Here is an 18361-nt window from a genome sequence, read left to right as displayed (position 1 = left end):
CTATTCTTTCAAAATTATTTAATCAAAAGATATAAAAAATTATTATTTAATAGCATGCTCTAAGAAATAAGTATATATAATCTTAATATACATTTAAATTGTATATTACAATATACTAATATTAAAGTTATTTATGGAGAAATAAATATGAAAAATAAATCTGTAAAATTAAAAATTTCAATTATTGTTATTTTAAATATGTTTCTTTTAGGTAGTATTATCACTATAATTTCAGTAAATAGCTCTTTAAATTCATTGACAAACTCAGAGATGAATAAGCTTACTACATTGAAGATAACCAAAAAATATGAGATAACTAATTATTTTAATTATCTTAAAGGCTTACTTACATCTTTAGCTTCAAATCAAGGTACAAAAGAGGCATTCTTAGATTTTGAAGATGGTTTTTATAAGTTATCAAATGAAATAAAACTAGATTTATCACAAATAAAAAATGAACTTAAAATAGATTTTGAAAATAATTATCTAAATAGTGTAAATTATGAAGTGCCAAATTCTAAACAAAGAAGAAGTATAGATAGTTATATCCCTAAAGATACTAATGCACTAATTGCTCAATATATATTTATAACCAATAATAAAGAGAAACTTGGTGAAAAAAACAATATGAACTACAATAAAGAATATGATTCTACGTATATGAGAGCACATAAAAAATACCATAGTTCATTTGACTCTTTTTTAACAAGCTTTGAATTATATGATATTTTTATGGTTGATTTAAAAGGAAATCTGATTTATACAGATTTTAAAGAAAAAGATTTTGCTACGAATTTAAAGATTGGTGTTTATAGTGATACAGGTATTGCAAAAGTTTATAAAAAAGCTTTAGAATTAGAATATGGAGAATTAGCATTTAATGACTTTGCCCCTTATGAACCTAGTTATAATAGTGCAGCATCATTTATAGCTACTCCAATATTTATAAACGGTATAAAAAAAGGTGTATTAATATTTCAGATGCCTGTTGATGCTATAAATAATATTATGAGTTTTAATGGAGACTATGAAGCAGCAGGTTTAGGTCAAAGTGGTGAATGTTATCTTGTTGGACAAGATTATAAAATGAGAAATAATTCAAGATTTACTAAAGATATAAATGATCCAATTGTACAAAAGTTAAATTCTACAATTGGAGTATGGGAAATAAAAACAGATTCAACAAAAGAGGTTATGTCGAATAAATCAAATAAATTTGGAAACTGGATTATAGATGATTATAGAGGAGTCTCTGTTTTAAGTGCTTATAGTAAAATTGATATTTATGGTCAAACTTCATGGGCGATAGTTGCTGAAATAGATGAAGATGAGGCTTTACTTTCAGCACATAAGCTGGAAAAAACTATGATTATTGTTGCTATTGTTTGTATTCTATTATCTATTTTAATTTTAAGATATTTTATAAATCAAATTATTGCAAAACCTATAAGTAAATTTCAAGATGGATTACTTCATTTCTTTAAGTTTCTTAATAGAGAAAAGAATACGGTTGAACTATTGAAAATAGATACTAAAGATGAATTTGGTGTTATGGCAGATATTATTAATGAAAATATTGTAAAAACTCAAAAATCACTTGATGAAGATAAACAAGTTATTAATAGTACTATTAAAATCATGTCAGAATTTGAGCAAGGAGATTTATCCCAGAGAATAGATATCAACTCTACAAATCCTACATTAAATGAATTAACAATATTATTAAATAAAATGGGTACAAATTTAGAAAACAATATTGGACATGTATTGAGTACTCTTGATGAATATACTCAATATGATTATACTAAAAAAGTTTCTACTAATAATATTAAAAAAGATCTTTTAGTATTAGCAACAAGTGTAAATTTACTAGGTGATTCAATAACTGAGATGTTAGTTGAAAATAAAAAGAATGGATTAACTCTTGAAGATAGTTCAAATAAATTGATGGACAACGTAAATACTTTAAATAAAAATTCAAGTGAATCTGCAACTGCACTAGAAGAAATAGTATCTGCACTTGGGGAAATTACAAGTAATATTTCAAATAATACGGAAAATGTAGTTAAAATGTCTGGCTTTGCCAGAGAACTGTCAACCTCTGCTAGCAGTGGTGAAGAATTAGCAAATCAAACTACAATAGCAATGGATGAAATAGATGAGCAAGTTACATCTATAAATGATGCTATTACAGTTATTGACCAAATAGCATTTCAAACTAATATTTTATCATTAAATGCTGCTGTTGAAGCTGCAACAGCAGGCGAAGCGGGGAAAGGATTTGCAGTTGTTGCTCAAGAAGTAAGAAATTTAGCTAGTAAATCAGCTGAAGCTGCAAGTGAGATTAAAACTCTTGTTCAAAGTGCAACTGATAAGGCAAATACAGGAAAAGTTATATCTAAAAAAATGATTGGTGGTTATAATGATTTAAATCAGAATATATCAAAAACACTTGATTTAATTTCAGGTGTTGAAACTGCCAGTAAAGAACAAATGGAAGGTATCCAACAGATTAATGGAACAATAAATTCATTAGATCAACAAACTCAACAAAATGCTTCTATAGCATCTCAAACTCAATCTATTGCACAACAAACAGATGGAATAGCAAAATTGATTGTTACAAATACTAATGAAAAAGAATTTGATGGAAAAAATTGAAAGTCTATCTTTTTTATTTTTATAATAATTAATTTTTATCTTATTAATATATGATTAATAAAGTTTAATTACAATAAAAAAATTTAAGGAGATTAAAATGAAAATAAAATTCTTATCATTCTTATCAATATTATGCTTAACATACTCAGTTGCTTTTAGTGAAACACACATAATAAAAGGTAAAGCACAAGTAGAAATAGAAAATTTATTTAGCTGTGAAAATGGTCGTTCAAGACCATCCCCAATTGGTATTAAGACTTTTAATGAAAAAGAATTTATAGTACCAGGAAAGGTACACTATGATAAAAAGTACTTTGCGAGTGATCTATATAATGAATGTTCTAATGTAAAACCAAAATCTTTAGCAGAAGTTAATCTTTCATCTGTTCCTATCACCCAAATAGATGCAGATGGAGAAATTATTACAGCTTATATATTTGCAGATAACTATTTTGAATTATTTATTAATGGTAAACTAGTAGGTATTGATCCTATTCCTTTTACTCCTTTTAACTCTAATATTGTAAAATTCAAAGTTAAAAAACCATACGAAATTGCAATTAAAGTTGTTGATTGGGAAGAAAATTCTGGTTTAGGTAGTGAAAATAATAGAGGTAAAGCTTTTCATCCAGGTGATGGTGGATTGATAGCTAGTTTCTCTGATGGGACTGTTACAAATTCAAATTGGAAAGCGCAAACTTTTTATACCTCTCCTATTTATGATTTGACTTGTGTAAAAGAAGATGGAAATAAAAGAATAACAAAAGATTGCAATACAAAAGGTTCAAATCAATATAAAGAAACTTATTCATTACATTGGGATATTCCTTTAAATTGGAAATCAAATAATAAATATTTATCTTGGCCAGAAGCAGTTGAATATACAGAAGATGAGATTGGTGTTAATAATAAAAAATCTTATATGAATTTTCAAAAACAATTTTCAGGCTCTGGTGCTTCATTTATCTGGTCGAGTAATCTTATTTTAGATAATCTTATACTATTTAGATATCAAGTTAAGTAATTTGAATAATTTTGGTAATTACTTATATAGTCACTAATGTTATAACAAAACTACATAAATAATTATCTTTCATTTTTTACCGTTTTAATATTTTTTATATGGATATAAAATATAAATCTTGATATAATCCAATAGTCGATTTAAAGGGATTTATAAGTATGAAAATAAGAGTCTTTTATGAAGATACAGATATTGGTGGCGTTGTATATTATGCAAACTATTTAAAATTTTGTGAAAGAGCTAGAAGTAATATATTTTTTGAGAAAGGTTTATCTCCTCACAATGGTGATGAATTTTTTGTAGTTAAAAAAGTTGAGGCTGATTATATAAAATCTGCTACTTTTGCAGATGTTTTAGAAGTAACATCAAAAATAGTCTCTCAAAAGAGTGCATCTATAGAGATATTTCATGAGATTTTTAGAGGGGAAGAGCTATTATTTACTGCTAAAATTAAATTAGCTTATCTTAAAAACTTCAAACCTTTTAAAATTCCAAAAGAAATTTTAGAAATTTTTCAATAAAAAAAATAATAATACAATTAATATTGCAAGTAGTCAAGTTTAAGTAGTCTGAAGCTACTTAAACTTCTTTTAATAATTGCACAATAATATTAATGTAATACTATTAACATATCTATATCTTATACAAATGAGTCGTTTGTATACATTTAACACTAAATTTACTTATTCACTTAATTTTCATTGAAAGTTTCTTCTGATAGAATTCTTAGCTTAAACTTAGTGGAGAATTAATGGGGAAATATGTCATCGCGTGCATCGAAAGTGATGTTGAAATACTTGACGAACTATACAATAAAATTTCTAGAATCGTAGACTCTGATTATATTATAGAAAGCTATGTTAATGCTGAACAAGCATTAATAGGTTGTTATAATTATATAATTGCAGGAAATGAAATCTTAATTACTATTGTAGGTAATGATACATCAGGTATGAAATGTGAAGATTTTATTGTCGAACTAAGTAAAAACTCTCCAAACACTAAAAATATTTTATTTAACGATGTTGTTAGTGTTGAATCTTTAGAAAAAATCATCAATCTTGCTTCTATTTATCAAATGATACCAAGAAGATTTGATAGGGTTGATTTTGAACTTATTATTTTGGAAGCTATTAAATTAAATGCATTAGATAGAAGATTAAAAGATTATCAAAAAGTATTAGAAAGTGCTGTTGAGAAACGTACGAAAGAACTTAATGAAATCAATGTAAAACTTGAAATTTTGGCTACTACAGACTCTTTATCTGGGGTTAGAAACAGAAGAAGTTTTTATGAATCTTGTGCACCTATGATTACATATACTAGAAGAGAGAATAAAAAACTTGCAGTATTAATGATAGATATTGATAAATTTAAAATGATAAATGATATATATGGACACTCTGTTGGTGATGAAGTTATTAGATTAATGGCTAAAAAAACAGAAGGTACTTTAAGAAAATCAGATATTTTTGGAAGATTAGGTGGAGAAGAGTTTGCTGCTGTTTTACCAAATACTTCAGAAAGAGGGGCTTTAAAAGCTGCTGAAAATATTAGATTTGAAATAGAAAATACTGAATACCATACTGCAAAAAATGAAAAAATCAAATTCACGGTAAGTGTTGGTGTTGCACTTTTACACTCAGATGATCCTGATTTAGAAACTATCCTACATAGAGCAGACTTAGCTCTTTACGAAGCAAAGAGAAATGGCCGAAACAAGGTTATTTTATCTAAAGCTGATATTAATCAAGAAGATAATTTAATTATTCAATAAATCACAAGTTTAAAACGATAAAATATAAGTTAAATATTATATTTTAAAGGAATTTAGTGTGTTAGAAATTTTTGTTATAGGATATTGTTTATATTTCCTATTTTCAGTATATACATCTTTTATGCAAATTGGTTTTGTTAAAAATGCAAAAAACTTACAAGCTATTATATTAGATCAAGATAAATACATAGAAGCAGCAAATTATTCAATAGAAAAAGAGAAAATGGCAATACTTGCTTCTTTTTACAGTTTTATACTTTTTATTTTTTGGCTTTCTTTTGGATTGTCATTTTTAGATTCTGTTACTAGTTTTCAACAAGGATGGCTTAAAGCTATTGTTTTCATAGATTTATTTATTATTATTAATTGGATTTTAGGACTTCCTTTTGAATTACATTCAACTTTTAAACTAGATAAAAAATATGGTTTTTCAAATATGACACCTTCATTATATATAAAAGATACAATAAAAACAGGTGTATTATTTTTAATTTTTGGTTCACTAGTAATTGCTGCTATTTCGTGGATTATTAGTACTTTTGATGCATGGTGGATTTGGGGATTTGTTTTTATTTTTGCAGTAATTATTTTGATAAATATGTTATACCCTGTTATTAGAGATAAGATGTTTGATAAGTTTGAATCTTTGAAAGATAAAGAGTTAGAGACTAAAATTGAAAACCTTTTAGATGAAGTTGGATTTAAAAGTTCAGGTGTTTTTTCAGTTGATGCAAGTAAAAGAGACAATAGATTAAATGCATACTTTGGTGGTCTAGGGAGTACAAAAAGAGTTGTTTTATTTGATACTTTAGTTGAAAAATTAAGTCACAATGAACTTCTTGCAGTATTAGGACATGAGTTAGGACACTTTAAAAATGGGGATATCTTAAAAAATATTGGAATCATGGGTGTTGTTATGTTTATATTTTTTGCAATATTTGGGAATTTAAATGATGAAATGTTTTTAGGACTTAATTTAAATAATGAACCTTATGCAATTATTGTACTGTTTTTGATTTTTTCACCTATTCTTTCATTTTTCTTGATGCCTTTAATCTCTTTAATCTCAAGACATAATGAATATGCAGCAGATGAATTTGGCTCAAATATGCAAAGTAAAGAGGATTTAGTAAGTGCTTTATTAAAGCTTGCAAATGAAAATAAATCATTTCCATTATCTCACCCTATTTATATATTCTTTTATTATTCTCATCCTCCATTAGTAGAAAGATTTAAAGAATTAGATTATGATGTTCATGCAAATTTAGATGATGCCTTGAAAGACAGCGTATTTAAATAATGCCTTTAGATAATACAAATTTAGTCGCAATTGTAGCTCTTCTGATTGGTCTTATTGTTGGTGGATTAGTTTTATGGATAATCTATAGACAAAAGGTAACTCTTTTAGAAGAGAAAATTGAGCTTACAAAAGATTCATATAATGCATTAATAGAAAACCAGAAAGGGTCTATTTCTAAGCTTGAAGAAGATTTAAATACACAAGCTAGTAATTATGAAGATAAAATAGAATTAATAGAATCAAATTTCAATGAAAATTTACAATTTGAAAAAAACACATCTAACTTACAACAAGAATCTCTAAAAAACTCTTTTGCAGATAAAAAAGAGCAAATGAGAAGTGAGTTTGAAATAAAAGAACAAAATTTAAAAGAAAAAATAGAACTACTAGAAAATTCAAAACAAAGTCTAAAAGTAGAGTTTGAAAACCTTTCAAACAAGTTATTTGAAGAAAATACAAAAAAATCGACTAACAACTTAACTTCGATGTTAACTCCTTTTAAAGAGCAACTTACAAGTTTTGGAAAAAGAGTAGATGATATTTATAATGAAGAGACAAAACAGAGGGTTTCTTTACTTACTGAAATAAAAAATTTAAAAGATTTAAATAATCAAATTTCTCAAGATGCTATAAATCTAACAAAAGCTTTAAAAGGTGAAAATAAAACCCAAGGTGATTGGGGTGAGCTTATTTTATCTAAGATTTTAGAGCAAACGGGTCTTAGAGAAGGTGTAGAATATTCAACACAAGGTTCATATACTGATAGTGATGGGAAGAGATTAAGACCAGATGTTATTGTTCATCTTCCTTTAAAAAAAGATATTGTGATTGATTCTAAAGTGTCACTTATAGCTTATTTAAAGTATACAGAAGCTCAAGATGAGTTAGAAAAAGAGTTAGCTTCTAAAGAACTTATAAAATCAATATATGCTCATATAAAAGGTTTAAGTATTAAAAACTATGAAAATATAGATGCAGTTAATACTTTAGATTTTGTTTTAATGTTTATACCTATTGAAGGTGCTTTTATGTTAGCTGCTTCTGAAGATAACAACTTATTTAAAACAGCTTTTGAAAATAATATCATGTTAGTTTCTCCTTCAACTTTATTTGCAACACTTAGAACTGTTGAGAATATTTGGAGATATGAACACCAAAATGAAAATGCTTTAGTAATATCTAAAAAAGCTGCTGACCTTTATGATAAGTTTGCAGGTTTTGTTACAGATATTGAATCTATTGGTTTAAATATAAATAGAACACAAAAAGCTTATGATGATGCTATGAATAAATTAACTCTAGGAAAGGGAAATCTTCTTAGACGTAGTGAAGAGTTTATTGAACTTGGAGTTAAAGCTAAGAAAAAAATTGATTCTCAAAGATTATTAGGAGAGTAGGTGAGTTATATTACAAGTTTTTTTGATAATTATTTTTTATTAATTGATGCAATGTCTATTTATATCATGGTAGGACTATTGTTTGCAGGTATTTTAAAACAACTTGTACCTGATGATTTTGTATCAAAAAATCTTGGAACAGATTCTACGGGTTCAATTATAAAAGCTACAATCTTTGGTATTCCTCTTCCTGTTTGTTCTTGTTCTGTTATTCCAATTGCACAAGGTTTAAGAAAAGAGGGTGCCAGTAAAGGTGCGGTACAAAGTTTTTTAATCTCTACACCTATAACAGGTGTGGATTCTATTTTAGCTACGTTTTCTTTTTTTGGATTGATTTTTACTATTTTTAGAGTTCTAAGTTCAATTATAATTGCAATAGCTGTGGGACTTGTTCAAAATTTTCTAGAAAAAGAGAGTATAAAAAAAGAGAAGACATCTCTTAAACCTATGTTTTCTACTACAGGTACTTCTACAACTTCTTTAAATAGTTTTACTCCTAAACCTACGAATACTTCCTCTGATTCTTCTTGTGGGTGTAGCTCTAAAAATGAGAAGAAAAGCTTTTCTATTAAAAAAGTTTTTTCATATGCTTATGTTACATTATTTGAAGATATGGTCAAAGCACTATTTATTGGACTTTTACTTGGAGCAGCTTTTACTACTTTTATACCTAAAGAGTATTCTTCTTTATTATTTGAAAATCAAATTTTAACATATTTTGTAATACTTCTTTTTGCTATTCCTTTATATACTTGTGCAACTGCATCATTGCCTATTGCTGCTGCATTTATGATACAAGGGATGAGTGCTGGTGCTGCATTTATATTTTTAACAGCAGGGCCAGCAACAAGTGCTGTTACTATGAGTGTTGTGTATAAAATGCTAGGACGTACATCTTTAATAGTTTATGTCTCTACAATTGCTATATTATCTTTAGTATTTGGATTTTTATTTGATTCTATTTTTGATAAATTAGAGATCTTAAATTTATCTCATCATATGGATGAGTTATCTATTTTAAATAGAACAGCTTCTATTTTGATGCTTCTATTGATGTTTTATTATTTGTTAATACCTTATTTTAGTAAAAAAAGTTCTTGTTGTTCTTCTGAAACTAGCTGTTGTTCTAGTTCAAGTGAGGTATAAATGAAATTATTCTTTATACTTTTTTTAGTTAGTTCAGTTTTATTTTCAAAACCTTTGGTCGTTACAAATTATAAGTATTATAATATTTATCCTACAAATAAACACAAATTAGAAGATAGTATGGATAAAACTTCTCCTATCTCATCTTTTGGTAGCGTACGACATGGTACTGTAAACTGGAAGATAAGATATTACTATAAACGACAAAGAAGACTTGGTATTTGCTCTATTGCTGAAGTAAAAACAAAAGTTGATGTAGTATATCATATCCCTAAACTTGCTAAAAATTACAAATCGCCTAAAGGAACGAGACAGGTTTTTAATAGATACTATATAATTTTAAAAGATTATCTAAAAAGACATAGTGATTTTGCAGTTCAAGCTGCAAGTGAGATAGAAGAAGAGTTAATAAAAATAAAACCTTTAAATAATGATTGTGAGATAATAAAAACAGATGCAAAAAGAGTTGCAAGTGGAATAATTAAAAAATATAAGAAAAAAAATAAAGATTATGAAATACGAACATATGAAGGGTTTTTAGAAGGTGTTCGTTCTGAAAAGTTATTATAGGAGATTTTTTTAATGAAATGGGAAGACAATAGAGAAAGCACAAATATAGAAGATAGAAGAAATTCATCTAATTATGGAAGCAAAGGTCGTGGTGGAAACATGATGGCTCTATTACCAATTGTAAAAATACTTTTAGGTACAAAAATAGGTAGAATTGTGCTTGTTATTGGTGTTGTCGCTTACTTTTTTGGTTTTAATCCTTTATCTTTGCTTGACTCTTCTGTTACTCCTTCTTCTACTCAATCAAAAGTTGTAAATAAAGATGCTGATGATAAAAGTGCAAGATTTGTTTCTGCTGTATTAGCTCAAACAGAAGATATTTGGAGTGAAGTTTTTAAAAAATATGGAGCAACTTATCAAGTCCCAAAACTTGTACTTTTTAGAGGAAGTACAAGAAGTGGATGTGGTTTTGCATCGGCTCAAACAGGACCTTTTTATTGTCCAGCAGATAGAAAAATATATCTTGATCTATCTTTTTTTGATGAACTTGCACAAAGACATGATGCTCCTGGTGATTTTGCACAAGCATATGTAATCGCCCATGAAGTAGGACACCACGTGCAAAATATTATTGGTACATTAGACAAAGTACAAAAAGCAAAACAAAACTTTAGAAGTGAAAAAAAATCTAATGCCTTACAGGTAAAAGTTGAGTTACAAGCTGATTGTTATTCTGGACTTTGGGCTCACTATAGTATGAAAAATTTCAATTCTCTAGAAGAGGGTGATATTGAAGAGGCTTTAAATGCAGCTAGTGCTATTGGCGATGATACTTTGCAGAAAAAAGCACAAGGATATGTTGTTCCTGATGCATTTACTCATGGTTCATCTGCACAAAGAATGAAATGGTTTAGAAAAGGGTTTACTCAAGCTAATTTGGAATCATGTGATACTTTTTAAGTTATTTCATATATAATTGATATGAATAAAATAGAAAAGAGCATAGTTTCATGAATAAACTATTACATTATCTAAATGAAAGTCCTACTGTATTTTTCATCTTAAAAAAAGATGATGGATTATGGGAATTAGAGTATGTAACTGATAATGTAATTAATATTTATGGAAAAACATCAGAAGACTTTCTTAATAAAAAATATCACCATGAAGACTTTATACATAAAGTAGATTTGAAAAAATTTAATGATGAAGCTTCTAAAATATCTAGAATAGAAGGTGATACTTTTAACTATACTCCATACAGAGTTTTAAAAGGAAGCATGACTTCTTGGATTAGTCATACTACTAAAATAATTAGAGATGAAGATGGTAAACCAAAGTTTTATTATGGATATATTACAGATATTACTGACCAAAAAAATTTAAATGAAAAACTTAACAATGTAAATACTGTTTTAGACTCTATTTTTAATAACTCTTTTAATCTAATACTTCTTTTAGATAATCGTGGAAAACTTATAAAAGCAAATGAAACTTCTTTAGAAATTGCAGGATATAAAGAGCAGGATGTAATCAACAGATATTTCTGGGATTTGCCTTGGTGGAATTATTGTACCTCAGAAGAAAAAGATATTTTAAGAGAAGAAATAAATATCGTAAAAATGGGTTCTTCTTTAAAAAACAATAAACACTATTATGATACTACTGGTCAAAAAATTGAAGTAGATTTTTGTTTTTCTCCCGTATTTGATAGAGATTTAAATGTTACTCATATTTTATGTGAAGCTCATGATATAACTCAAAGTAAGAATATACAAAAAAGACTTGATCAATATATGAGAATTGTAAATGATAATGTATATATTACAATATCTGACTTAACAGGTAAAATAGTAAATGTAAGTGATGCCTATTGTAAGTTAACTGGTTATTTACGAGATGAATTGATAGATAAAAAACATAGTATTTTTAGACATCCTGATACAGAAGGTTATGTATTTAAGGAATTATGGTCAACTATTAATAAAGGAAGGCTTTGGAAAGGTGAACATAAAAATAGAAAAAAAGATGGCTCAACCTTTTGGGTTGAAAATTCAATTACTCCAAATTTAGATGAAAATGGAAATATCACAGGATATACTTCAATTTATAATGATATAACAGATAAAAAAGAGATATCAGAACTTTTAATTACCGATTATTTAACTAAAATATATAATAGAAGACATTTCAATGATATTTTTGAAATAGAATTAAAAAGAGCTAGAAGAGATCAAGAAAATTTTATATTGATGGTTCTTGATATAGATTATTTCAAACAATATAATGATACTTATGGACATGATGCAGGAGATAAAGCTTTACAGTTAGTTGCAAATTCATTGAAATATACTTTAAATAGAGCCCATGACTTTGTTTTTAGACTTGGTGGAGAAGAGTTTGGAATTATTACTTCTAAAATAGGAATATCTGGAGTAAAAACTCTAGCTAATAAATTAAAACAAAGCATTGAAAATTTAGAAATAGAACATAAAGGAAATAAGGTATCAAACTTTATTACTATATCTATTGGAACAAAAATCGTTTCACCTGAAAGTGTTTTAAATCAAAATGATATTTATAAACTTGCGGACAATGCTTTATATGAAGCAAAAGATTTTGGTAGAAATAGGGCAGTTATTTCAAAAAAAGATACTCTAAGGGATTAATTTTTTTATAAAATTGATTTTTAAATCATTTAAAATATATATTGCTACAACAGTACATATTGTACCAAGTAAGGTATTAAATGTAATTTTCTCATCTAAGAAAACGGCACTAAATACTAAGGCAGAACTAGGAACTAAAAAAATAAAAGAACTAACTTCTTTTGTTCCAAGCTTTTCAATCCCAATAAAATAAATAGATGTAGCAAAAGTAGTAGCTAATATACTTAAGACAAATATATTTAACCAAAAAATATAGTCAAAGTTAATGATTTTTTCAAATAATGAATAATCTATAAAAAATAAATATACAATAATTGAAGAGACTATATATACATAAAATGTAAATATAAGAGGATTAGTTTTAGTAGCTTTAGAACTAATAATAGTAAGCGCTGGCCATAAAAAAGATGCTAATAAAAAATAGATATTTTGTATTGAAAAAATATCACTTATATTAAATTCCCAGATATTTAACATAGTTAATACTCCAAAACCACCAAGAATCAGTGCAAAAGAGTGTTTGAGTGATATTATTTTATGCTGCATAAGAGCTATAATTATAAAGGTATTTATAGGAATAAGTGTGGTAACTAATGCTCCCCCAAGCCCTGCAGTACCATTTTTTACCCCAAGAAAAAAGAATATAGAATAAAGTACTAAAACTAAAGAAGCAAATAGTACTAATACAGCAGTTTTAATAGTTATTTTAAAACTCAATTTTAAATAAAATAAAATTGGAATCATAGAGATTAGAGAAATTCCTACTCTTAAAAAAACAACTTCATATTCATTTATATAATTTGAAAGTACCTTAACATTTATCCATGATGCTCCCCAAAATATCATAGCAAATATCATTAGTATATAAAAGAGATTTTTATTCACTAGTTTTCTTTTTCATAAATAAAGAAAGATAAATTCCTATTGCAATTAAAATTCCACCAATCATATGGAAATATTTTAAAGTTTCATCTAAAAAAACAAAAGCAAGTATGGAACCAAAAATAGGCATCAAGTGCGTAAATTGACCTGTTTTTTCTGCTCCAATTTCATCAATACCTGTATGCCAAAAATAGTAAGATAATAAAGATGGGAAAACTGATACATATACAAAAAAATGCCAGTTGTTTTTTAATACTTCTAACTCATGTTCTAATGTATATCCTTGATATAAATACCAAGGAATTAAAAATAAAATAGTTCCTACATAAACAACTATTACAAAAAGTTCTAAATGGCTAAGTTCTTTTGGTTTAAATTTTACAAAAACAGAATAGGTTGCCCAAGATATAGAACTAGATAATACCCACATATCTCCGGTGGTAAACTCTATATCAAAGATATTAAATATATCTCCTTTTAAAACAAGAAAAATTACACCAAAAGTAGATAATAATATTCCTATAGTTTGTACTTTTGTAATTCTACTTTTTAATATGAAAAATGAAAGCACTAATATAAGTATGGGAACTATTGAATTAATTAAAAGTGCATTTGTTGCCGTTGTAGTTTGTAATGCAATGTATAATAATGTATTAAAAAGTGTAATCCCTAAAAGAGACAAAAAAGAGAGAAGTATAAAATTTTTTTTAAAAATAGAAACAACTTTTTTAATATCAATTATAAAAAAAGCTGGTATTAGAAGAATTACTACAAATATCCACCTAAAAAAGGCTAATTCTAAAGGTTCTACAGTTGTACTTATAAATCGTCCAATAATAAAGTTACCAGACCAAAAAAGCACACAAAGTGCTAATAATAGATAAACTCTTTGTGTTCTCATCATATATTATTTCAATTCGTTTAAAAGTAGGATATCTACTAAGTCACCAGATTTAATATTTTCACTATGCTCTTTTTGAATTAAAAGAGCAGGGCTTTCTAACATATTAGTTAAAATTGCACTTGTACCTTGTTTTTTCCCTTCAAAATCAATTTTATATTCATTGTCTTCATATTTTACATTACATGCAGTAAAAATTGTTTTTTTCATTTTTAAAGGAAAATCTTGATTTATCCTTGCTTTTACAATTGGTAGTTGTTTATTTGCTCTTTCATATTTGTAAATCATTGGCAATAGGTATAAAATAGCACATACAGTTGAAGAGTACGCAAAACCTGGAAGTGCAATAATAAGCTTCCCATTTGTAATAGCCGCAAGTAAATGCATACCTGGTTTGATAGTTACCCCATGAAATAAAACTTCTGCTTTTAGTTTGTCTTTTATTACATCTTGAACAAAATCGTAATCACCAACAGATACACCGCCAGTTGTTACAACTATATCAGATTTTTCTAAAGCAGTTTCAAGTAATTGTGTTATTGAATCAATATCATCTTTAACAATACCCATTTGTAAAGTATTTGCACCAGCTTTTTTTGCTAACGCTTCAATAGTAAGATGATTAGAACTTCTAATTTGTGCATCATTTGTTTGAATTTCACCTAAGTCTAATATCTCACTTCCTGTACTCGCAATTGCAACTGTGGGCATACAATATACAGGAACTTGAGTTATATTTAATGATGCTAATACTCCAATTTCTGCGAAACCAACTATTGTTCCTTCTTTTATAAGAATTTCATCTTTTTTATAGTTTTCACCAACTGATCTAGTAGCAAAACCAAAAGGTACTTCTTTTGTTATGATTATAGTGTCATTTTTCACTTCAACATTTTCTATAGGTATCAAAGTGTCACTACCTTGTGGCATTAATGAACCTGTAAAAGTTTTAATACATACACCTTCTTCTACTTTAGATTCAACAACTGTTCCCGCAGGATTTTTATCTATAATTTTAATTGTTTTATTTTTTTGATTATCAAACTTAATTGCGTATCCATCCATTCCTGAAGTGGGAAATTCTGGGCTATTGTGATCTGCAATAATATCTTGTGCTAAAACTCTTCCAATAGCATTCATTAAAAAAAGCTTTTCCTTAGTCTTTGCTTTAAAATTTATACTATCTAGTATTCTTAAAGACTCATCATAATTTATAAAATTTCTCATCATTTACTCCGATAATTGATCTGTGAATATTACCACAGTCATCAAAAAAAGTAACTTTAAAGAAGCTAATGGAGCTTTTTTTAGTATTTAAATAGCAATGAAATAGCAATTGTGTATATAGTGACACAAAAATGACAAATCTTTAGATTTTTATAGAAATTTTATTGACTTAAGTCAAGAATATAGTAATAATATTCCCATCATTATATAACTAAAACTTATATAATATGGCGTTATGTTAAGTATAAGTTTTTGTAAATTAATTCTAAGTTTTGCTTATGATAACTATATGTTATACGATATATAAGCTAGAGTAAATTTACTAAGACTTTAACTAATGTAACTTATTTTTCAAGGAGGAATAATGACGAAAGTAAGCAAGAATTCTGAAAAAGATTTAGAAACTATTTCTGAAGAGAAATTAAGTAGAAGAGATTTTTTTAGAAAAACTGCAGTTTATTCAGCTGGTGCAATTGCAGCTGCAAATGTATTAACACCAGTTAAATTAAAAGCTGATGACCCAGCTATTATAAATGAGGCACCTTGGGGGCAAAAACTAGGAGATCTAGTTAATGAAAACCCTTATGGTTTACCTTCTCCATTCGAACATAATAACATTAGAAGAACTCACCCTATATTTTCATCTGGTGATTATTATGCATCTGTTTCTATGTGTCCAATTCATGAATCAGAAGGTATTGTTACACCTAATGGTCTGTTTTTTACAAGAAATCATGGAGGAACAGCTCACGTTGATCCACACGATTGGAGACTAATGATTTGTGGAGATCAAGTTGAAAAAGATATTGTTCTTACATTAGATGATTTAAAAAGATATCCAAGTGAAAGTAGAATTTACTTTATTGAGTGTCCTGCTAATGGAGCTCCTGAGTGGAGAGGTCCACAGTTTAATTCATTACAGTTTCAAAAGGGACTTATGAGTGCTGCTGAATGGACAGGTGTTATGCTTAAGACAGTATTAGAAGATGTTGGATTAAAGAAAGATGCTGTATGGATGCTTGCTGAAGGTTCAGATAATGCGTCAAATCCTAGATCTATTCCTGTTGAAAAAGCTATGGATGACGTAATGATTGTTTGGGGACAAAATGGTGAAGCTTTAAGACCTGAGCAAGGTTATCCTGTAAGATTAATTGTTCCAGGTTGGGAAGGTAACTTAAATACTAAATGGTTAAGAAGACTAGAAATTTCAGATAAACCTTGGCATTCTAAAGAAGAGACTTCTAAATACACTATGGTTCAACCTGGTGGAAAAGCTATAAGATTCTTCTGGGTAAATGAAGTTAACTCTGTTATTACTTCTCCATGTCCAGAAAAACCTTGGACTCATCTTAAAAAAGGTGATATGGTAGAAGTTGAAGGTATTGCCTGGTCAGGTCATGGAACTATTACAGGTGTTGATATTTCACTTGATGGTGGTGACAACTGGATTGAAGCAAGTCTTAAAGGATTAGTTCTTCCTAAATCTTGGACTAGATTCTCTTATGTTATGAAATGGGATGGGAAACCTCTATTATTAGCTTCTAGATCAAGAGATGACTTTGGAAATATTCAACCAACTATTGATGAGGAGACTTCAGCGGTAGGTGTTGAATCTGTTTATCATAGAAATGCTATCGTAACTTGGGAAATTAATAAAAAAGGAGAGTGTAATAATGTTCAAATTAGAAAACACAAAAAAGCTTAAGACTCTTCTTGGTTTAGGACTATCTGTATTTTTAGCTACATCTTTATTCTCTGCTAATGGTGTATCTATAGATGGAGCAGTTAAGTATGAAGTAAAAGATGGTAAGTATGGACCATATCATTTAAATATGCAAGATACTAAAAAATATGACAATGGTAGAAAAGCTACTAAGTTAGAAGTAAAAGTTTGGAACTTAGATGTTAGACCTGATGGTGAAGGTCTTCCTATGTATGACATGAAACATGGTAAACCAGTTATGGAAAATGGTAAGCCTAAAATTGCTCAAGGTTCAGTTGAGTGGGGTGAAGAACTTTACGATGCTCAATGTGCTATGTGTCATGGTGAGTTTGGAGCTGGAGGAAAAGGTTATCCAACATTAGCAGGTGGAAGTTTTAAAGATTTACATATCCAAAGACTTAATCCAGCTGATGAAAATCCAAATCCAGATGTTGCATTAAAAACTATTGGTTCTTATTGGCCATATGCAAGTACACTTTATTGGTATATTCAAGAGTCTATGCCTTTTACCGCACCTAAAACATTAACAAACAGTGAAACATATGCTATTACAGCTTTCTTACTTGCTTCTAATGGAATTGAAGTTGATGGTGAAGAGATGGATGAAGAGTTTGTTTTAAGCAAATCTAATTTTAATAAAATTGTAATGCCTAATGTTGAAGGTTTTTATCCTGAAGTTGATACTAAAGATCCTCATCAAGGTCCAAAAAACATGCAAAAACTTCTTTCTGATCCTACAATATATGGTAAGGGTACAAGATGTATGAAAGATTGTATTAAACAACCAGTTGAAGATCTTTTATTAAGAATTAAAGTTGATTTAATTCCAAATGTTAATGAACCTTTATCAACTGAAAGATCATGGAAAGAACCTGTAAAAGCTACTGCAAGTGATGTAGATCCAGTTATTGTAGATAACTATGCAACATATTGTTCAGCATGTCATGCAAATAAAGCTATTGGAGCTCCTGTTCTTGGTGATAAAGAAGCTTGGGCAGAAGTTATGGAAAAAGGTTTAGAAGAAGTTTACACAAATGGTATTGATGGTATAAATGCTATGCCTCCTAAGGGAACGGCAATGGGTCTATCTGATGATGAATTCAAACAAATAGTTGACTATATTATCAATGAGAGTAAATAAGGA

15 protein-coding genes are annotated in these 18361 nt (G+C 27.9%); 12 read left to right on the top strand and 3 right to left on the bottom strand.

Translation table 11 applies throughout. The features are described from left to right. Positions 1 to 147 precede the first annotated feature (147 nt). From BT997_RS06360 to BT997_RS06315, 10 genes are all read left to right on the top strand, one after another. On the top strand, positions 148 to 2661 hold the full coding sequence (locus BT997_RS06360; RefSeq protein WP_072680616.1) for a methyl-accepting chemotaxis protein: 2514 nt from the start codon (positions 148 to 150) through the stop codon (positions 2659 to 2661). Positions 2662 to 2758: 97 nt separating this feature from the next. Then, the gene (locus BT997_RS06355) at positions 2759 to 3685 is read left to right on the top strand and encodes a hypothetical protein (protein ID WP_072680615.1); all 927 of its coding nucleotides are present in this window, start codon (positions 2759 to 2761) and stop codon (positions 3683 to 3685) included. Positions 3686 to 3843: 158 nt separating this feature from the next. After that, the gene (locus BT997_RS06350) at positions 3844 to 4206 is read left to right on the top strand and encodes a YbgC/FadM family acyl-CoA thioesterase (protein ID WP_072680614.1); all 363 of its coding nucleotides are present in this window, start codon (positions 3844 to 3846) and stop codon (positions 4204 to 4206) included. Positions 4207 to 4436: 230 nt separating this feature from the next. Beyond that, entirely contained in the window at positions 4437 to 5462 is a 1026-nt protein-coding gene (locus BT997_RS06345; protein WP_072680613.1) for a GGDEF domain-containing protein, read from the top strand. Positions 5463 to 5520: 58 nt separating this feature from the next. Then, the gene (locus BT997_RS06340) at positions 5521 to 6762 is read left to right on the top strand and encodes a M48 family metallopeptidase (RefSeq protein ID WP_072680612.1); all 1242 of its coding nucleotides are present in this window, start codon (positions 5521 to 5523) and stop codon (positions 6760 to 6762) included. Beyond that, positions 6762 to 8159 carry a DNA recombination protein RmuC gene (gene rmuC / locus BT997_RS06335; RefSeq protein ID WP_083568518.1) on the top strand — a complete coding sequence of 466 codons (1398 nt, stop codon included), beginning with the start codon at positions 6762 to 6764 and terminating at the stop codon, positions 8157 to 8159. Before BT997_RS06340 ends, rmuC begins: the two co-directional genes overlap by 1 nt. Continuing rightward, on the top strand, positions 8160 to 9305 hold the full coding sequence (locus BT997_RS06330) for an SO_0444 family Cu/Zn efflux transporter (protein ID WP_258239437.1): 1146 nt from the start codon (positions 8160 to 8162) through the stop codon (positions 9303 to 9305). Continuing rightward, positions 9306 to 9875, top strand: a complete 570-nt coding sequence (locus BT997_RS06325) for a DUF922 domain-containing protein (protein ID WP_072680611.1) — start codon at positions 9306 to 9308, stop codon at positions 9873 to 9875. A 12-nt stretch (positions 9876 to 9887) separates the two neighbouring features. Next, positions 9888 to 10775 carry a neutral zinc metallopeptidase gene (locus BT997_RS06320; RefSeq protein WP_072680610.1) on the top strand — a complete coding sequence of 296 codons (888 nt, stop codon included), beginning with the start codon at positions 9888 to 9890 and terminating at the stop codon, positions 10773 to 10775. A gap of 50 nt (positions 10776 to 10825) precedes the next feature. Further along, positions 10826 to 12484: a diguanylate cyclase gene (locus BT997_RS06315; RefSeq protein WP_072680609.1), complete on the top strand. Its 1659-nt coding sequence runs from the start codon at positions 10826 to 10828 to the stop codon at positions 12482 to 12484. On the opposite strand, the gene BT997_RS06310 is transcribed toward BT997_RS06315, so the two are convergent. The 3 genes from BT997_RS06310 to BT997_RS06300 are packed head-to-tail and all read right to left on the bottom strand — an operon-like array spanning position 12473 to position 15494. After that, positions 12473 to 13369, bottom strand: coding sequence for a DMT family transporter (locus BT997_RS06310; RefSeq protein WP_083568516.1), 897 nt, complete (start codon positions 13367 to 13369; stop codon positions 12473 to 12475). The two genes, BT997_RS06315 and BT997_RS06310, sit on opposite strands and share 12 nt — an antisense overlap. Next, entirely contained in the window at positions 13362 to 14267 is a 906-nt protein-coding gene (locus tag BT997_RS06305) for a DMT family transporter (RefSeq protein ID WP_072681007.1), read from the bottom strand. The genes BT997_RS06310 and BT997_RS06305 overlap by 8 nt, the downstream gene beginning before the upstream one ends. 6 nt (positions 14268 to 14273) lie before the next feature. Beyond that, positions 14274 to 15494, bottom strand: coding sequence for a molybdopterin molybdotransferase MoeA (locus BT997_RS06300; protein WP_072680608.1), 1221 nt, complete (start codon positions 15492 to 15494; stop codon positions 14274 to 14276). Positions 15495 to 15858: 364 nt separating this feature from the next. Here BT997_RS06300 and soxC point away from each other — a divergent pair, with 364 nt between their 5' ends. Next, positions 15859 to 17199: a sulfite dehydrogenase gene (gene soxC, locus BT997_RS06295; protein WP_072680607.1), complete on the top strand. Its 1341-nt coding sequence runs from the start codon at positions 15859 to 15861 to the stop codon at positions 17197 to 17199. Next, the gene (locus BT997_RS06290) at positions 17168 to 18358 is read left to right on the top strand and encodes a c-type cytochrome (RefSeq protein WP_072680606.1); all 1191 of its coding nucleotides are present in this window, start codon (positions 17168 to 17170) and stop codon (positions 18356 to 18358) included. The genes soxC and BT997_RS06290 overlap by 32 nt, the downstream gene beginning before the upstream one ends. Positions 18359 to 18361 lie beyond the last annotated feature (3 nt).

The organism is Arcobacter sp. LA11, from assembly GCF_001895145.1.
Taxonomy (GTDB): Bacteria; Campylobacterota; Campylobacteria; order Campylobacterales; family Arcobacteraceae; genus Halarcobacter.
Note: the sequence above shows the minus strand (reverse complement) of the source record. Positions and strands in the feature narration are given on the sequence as shown.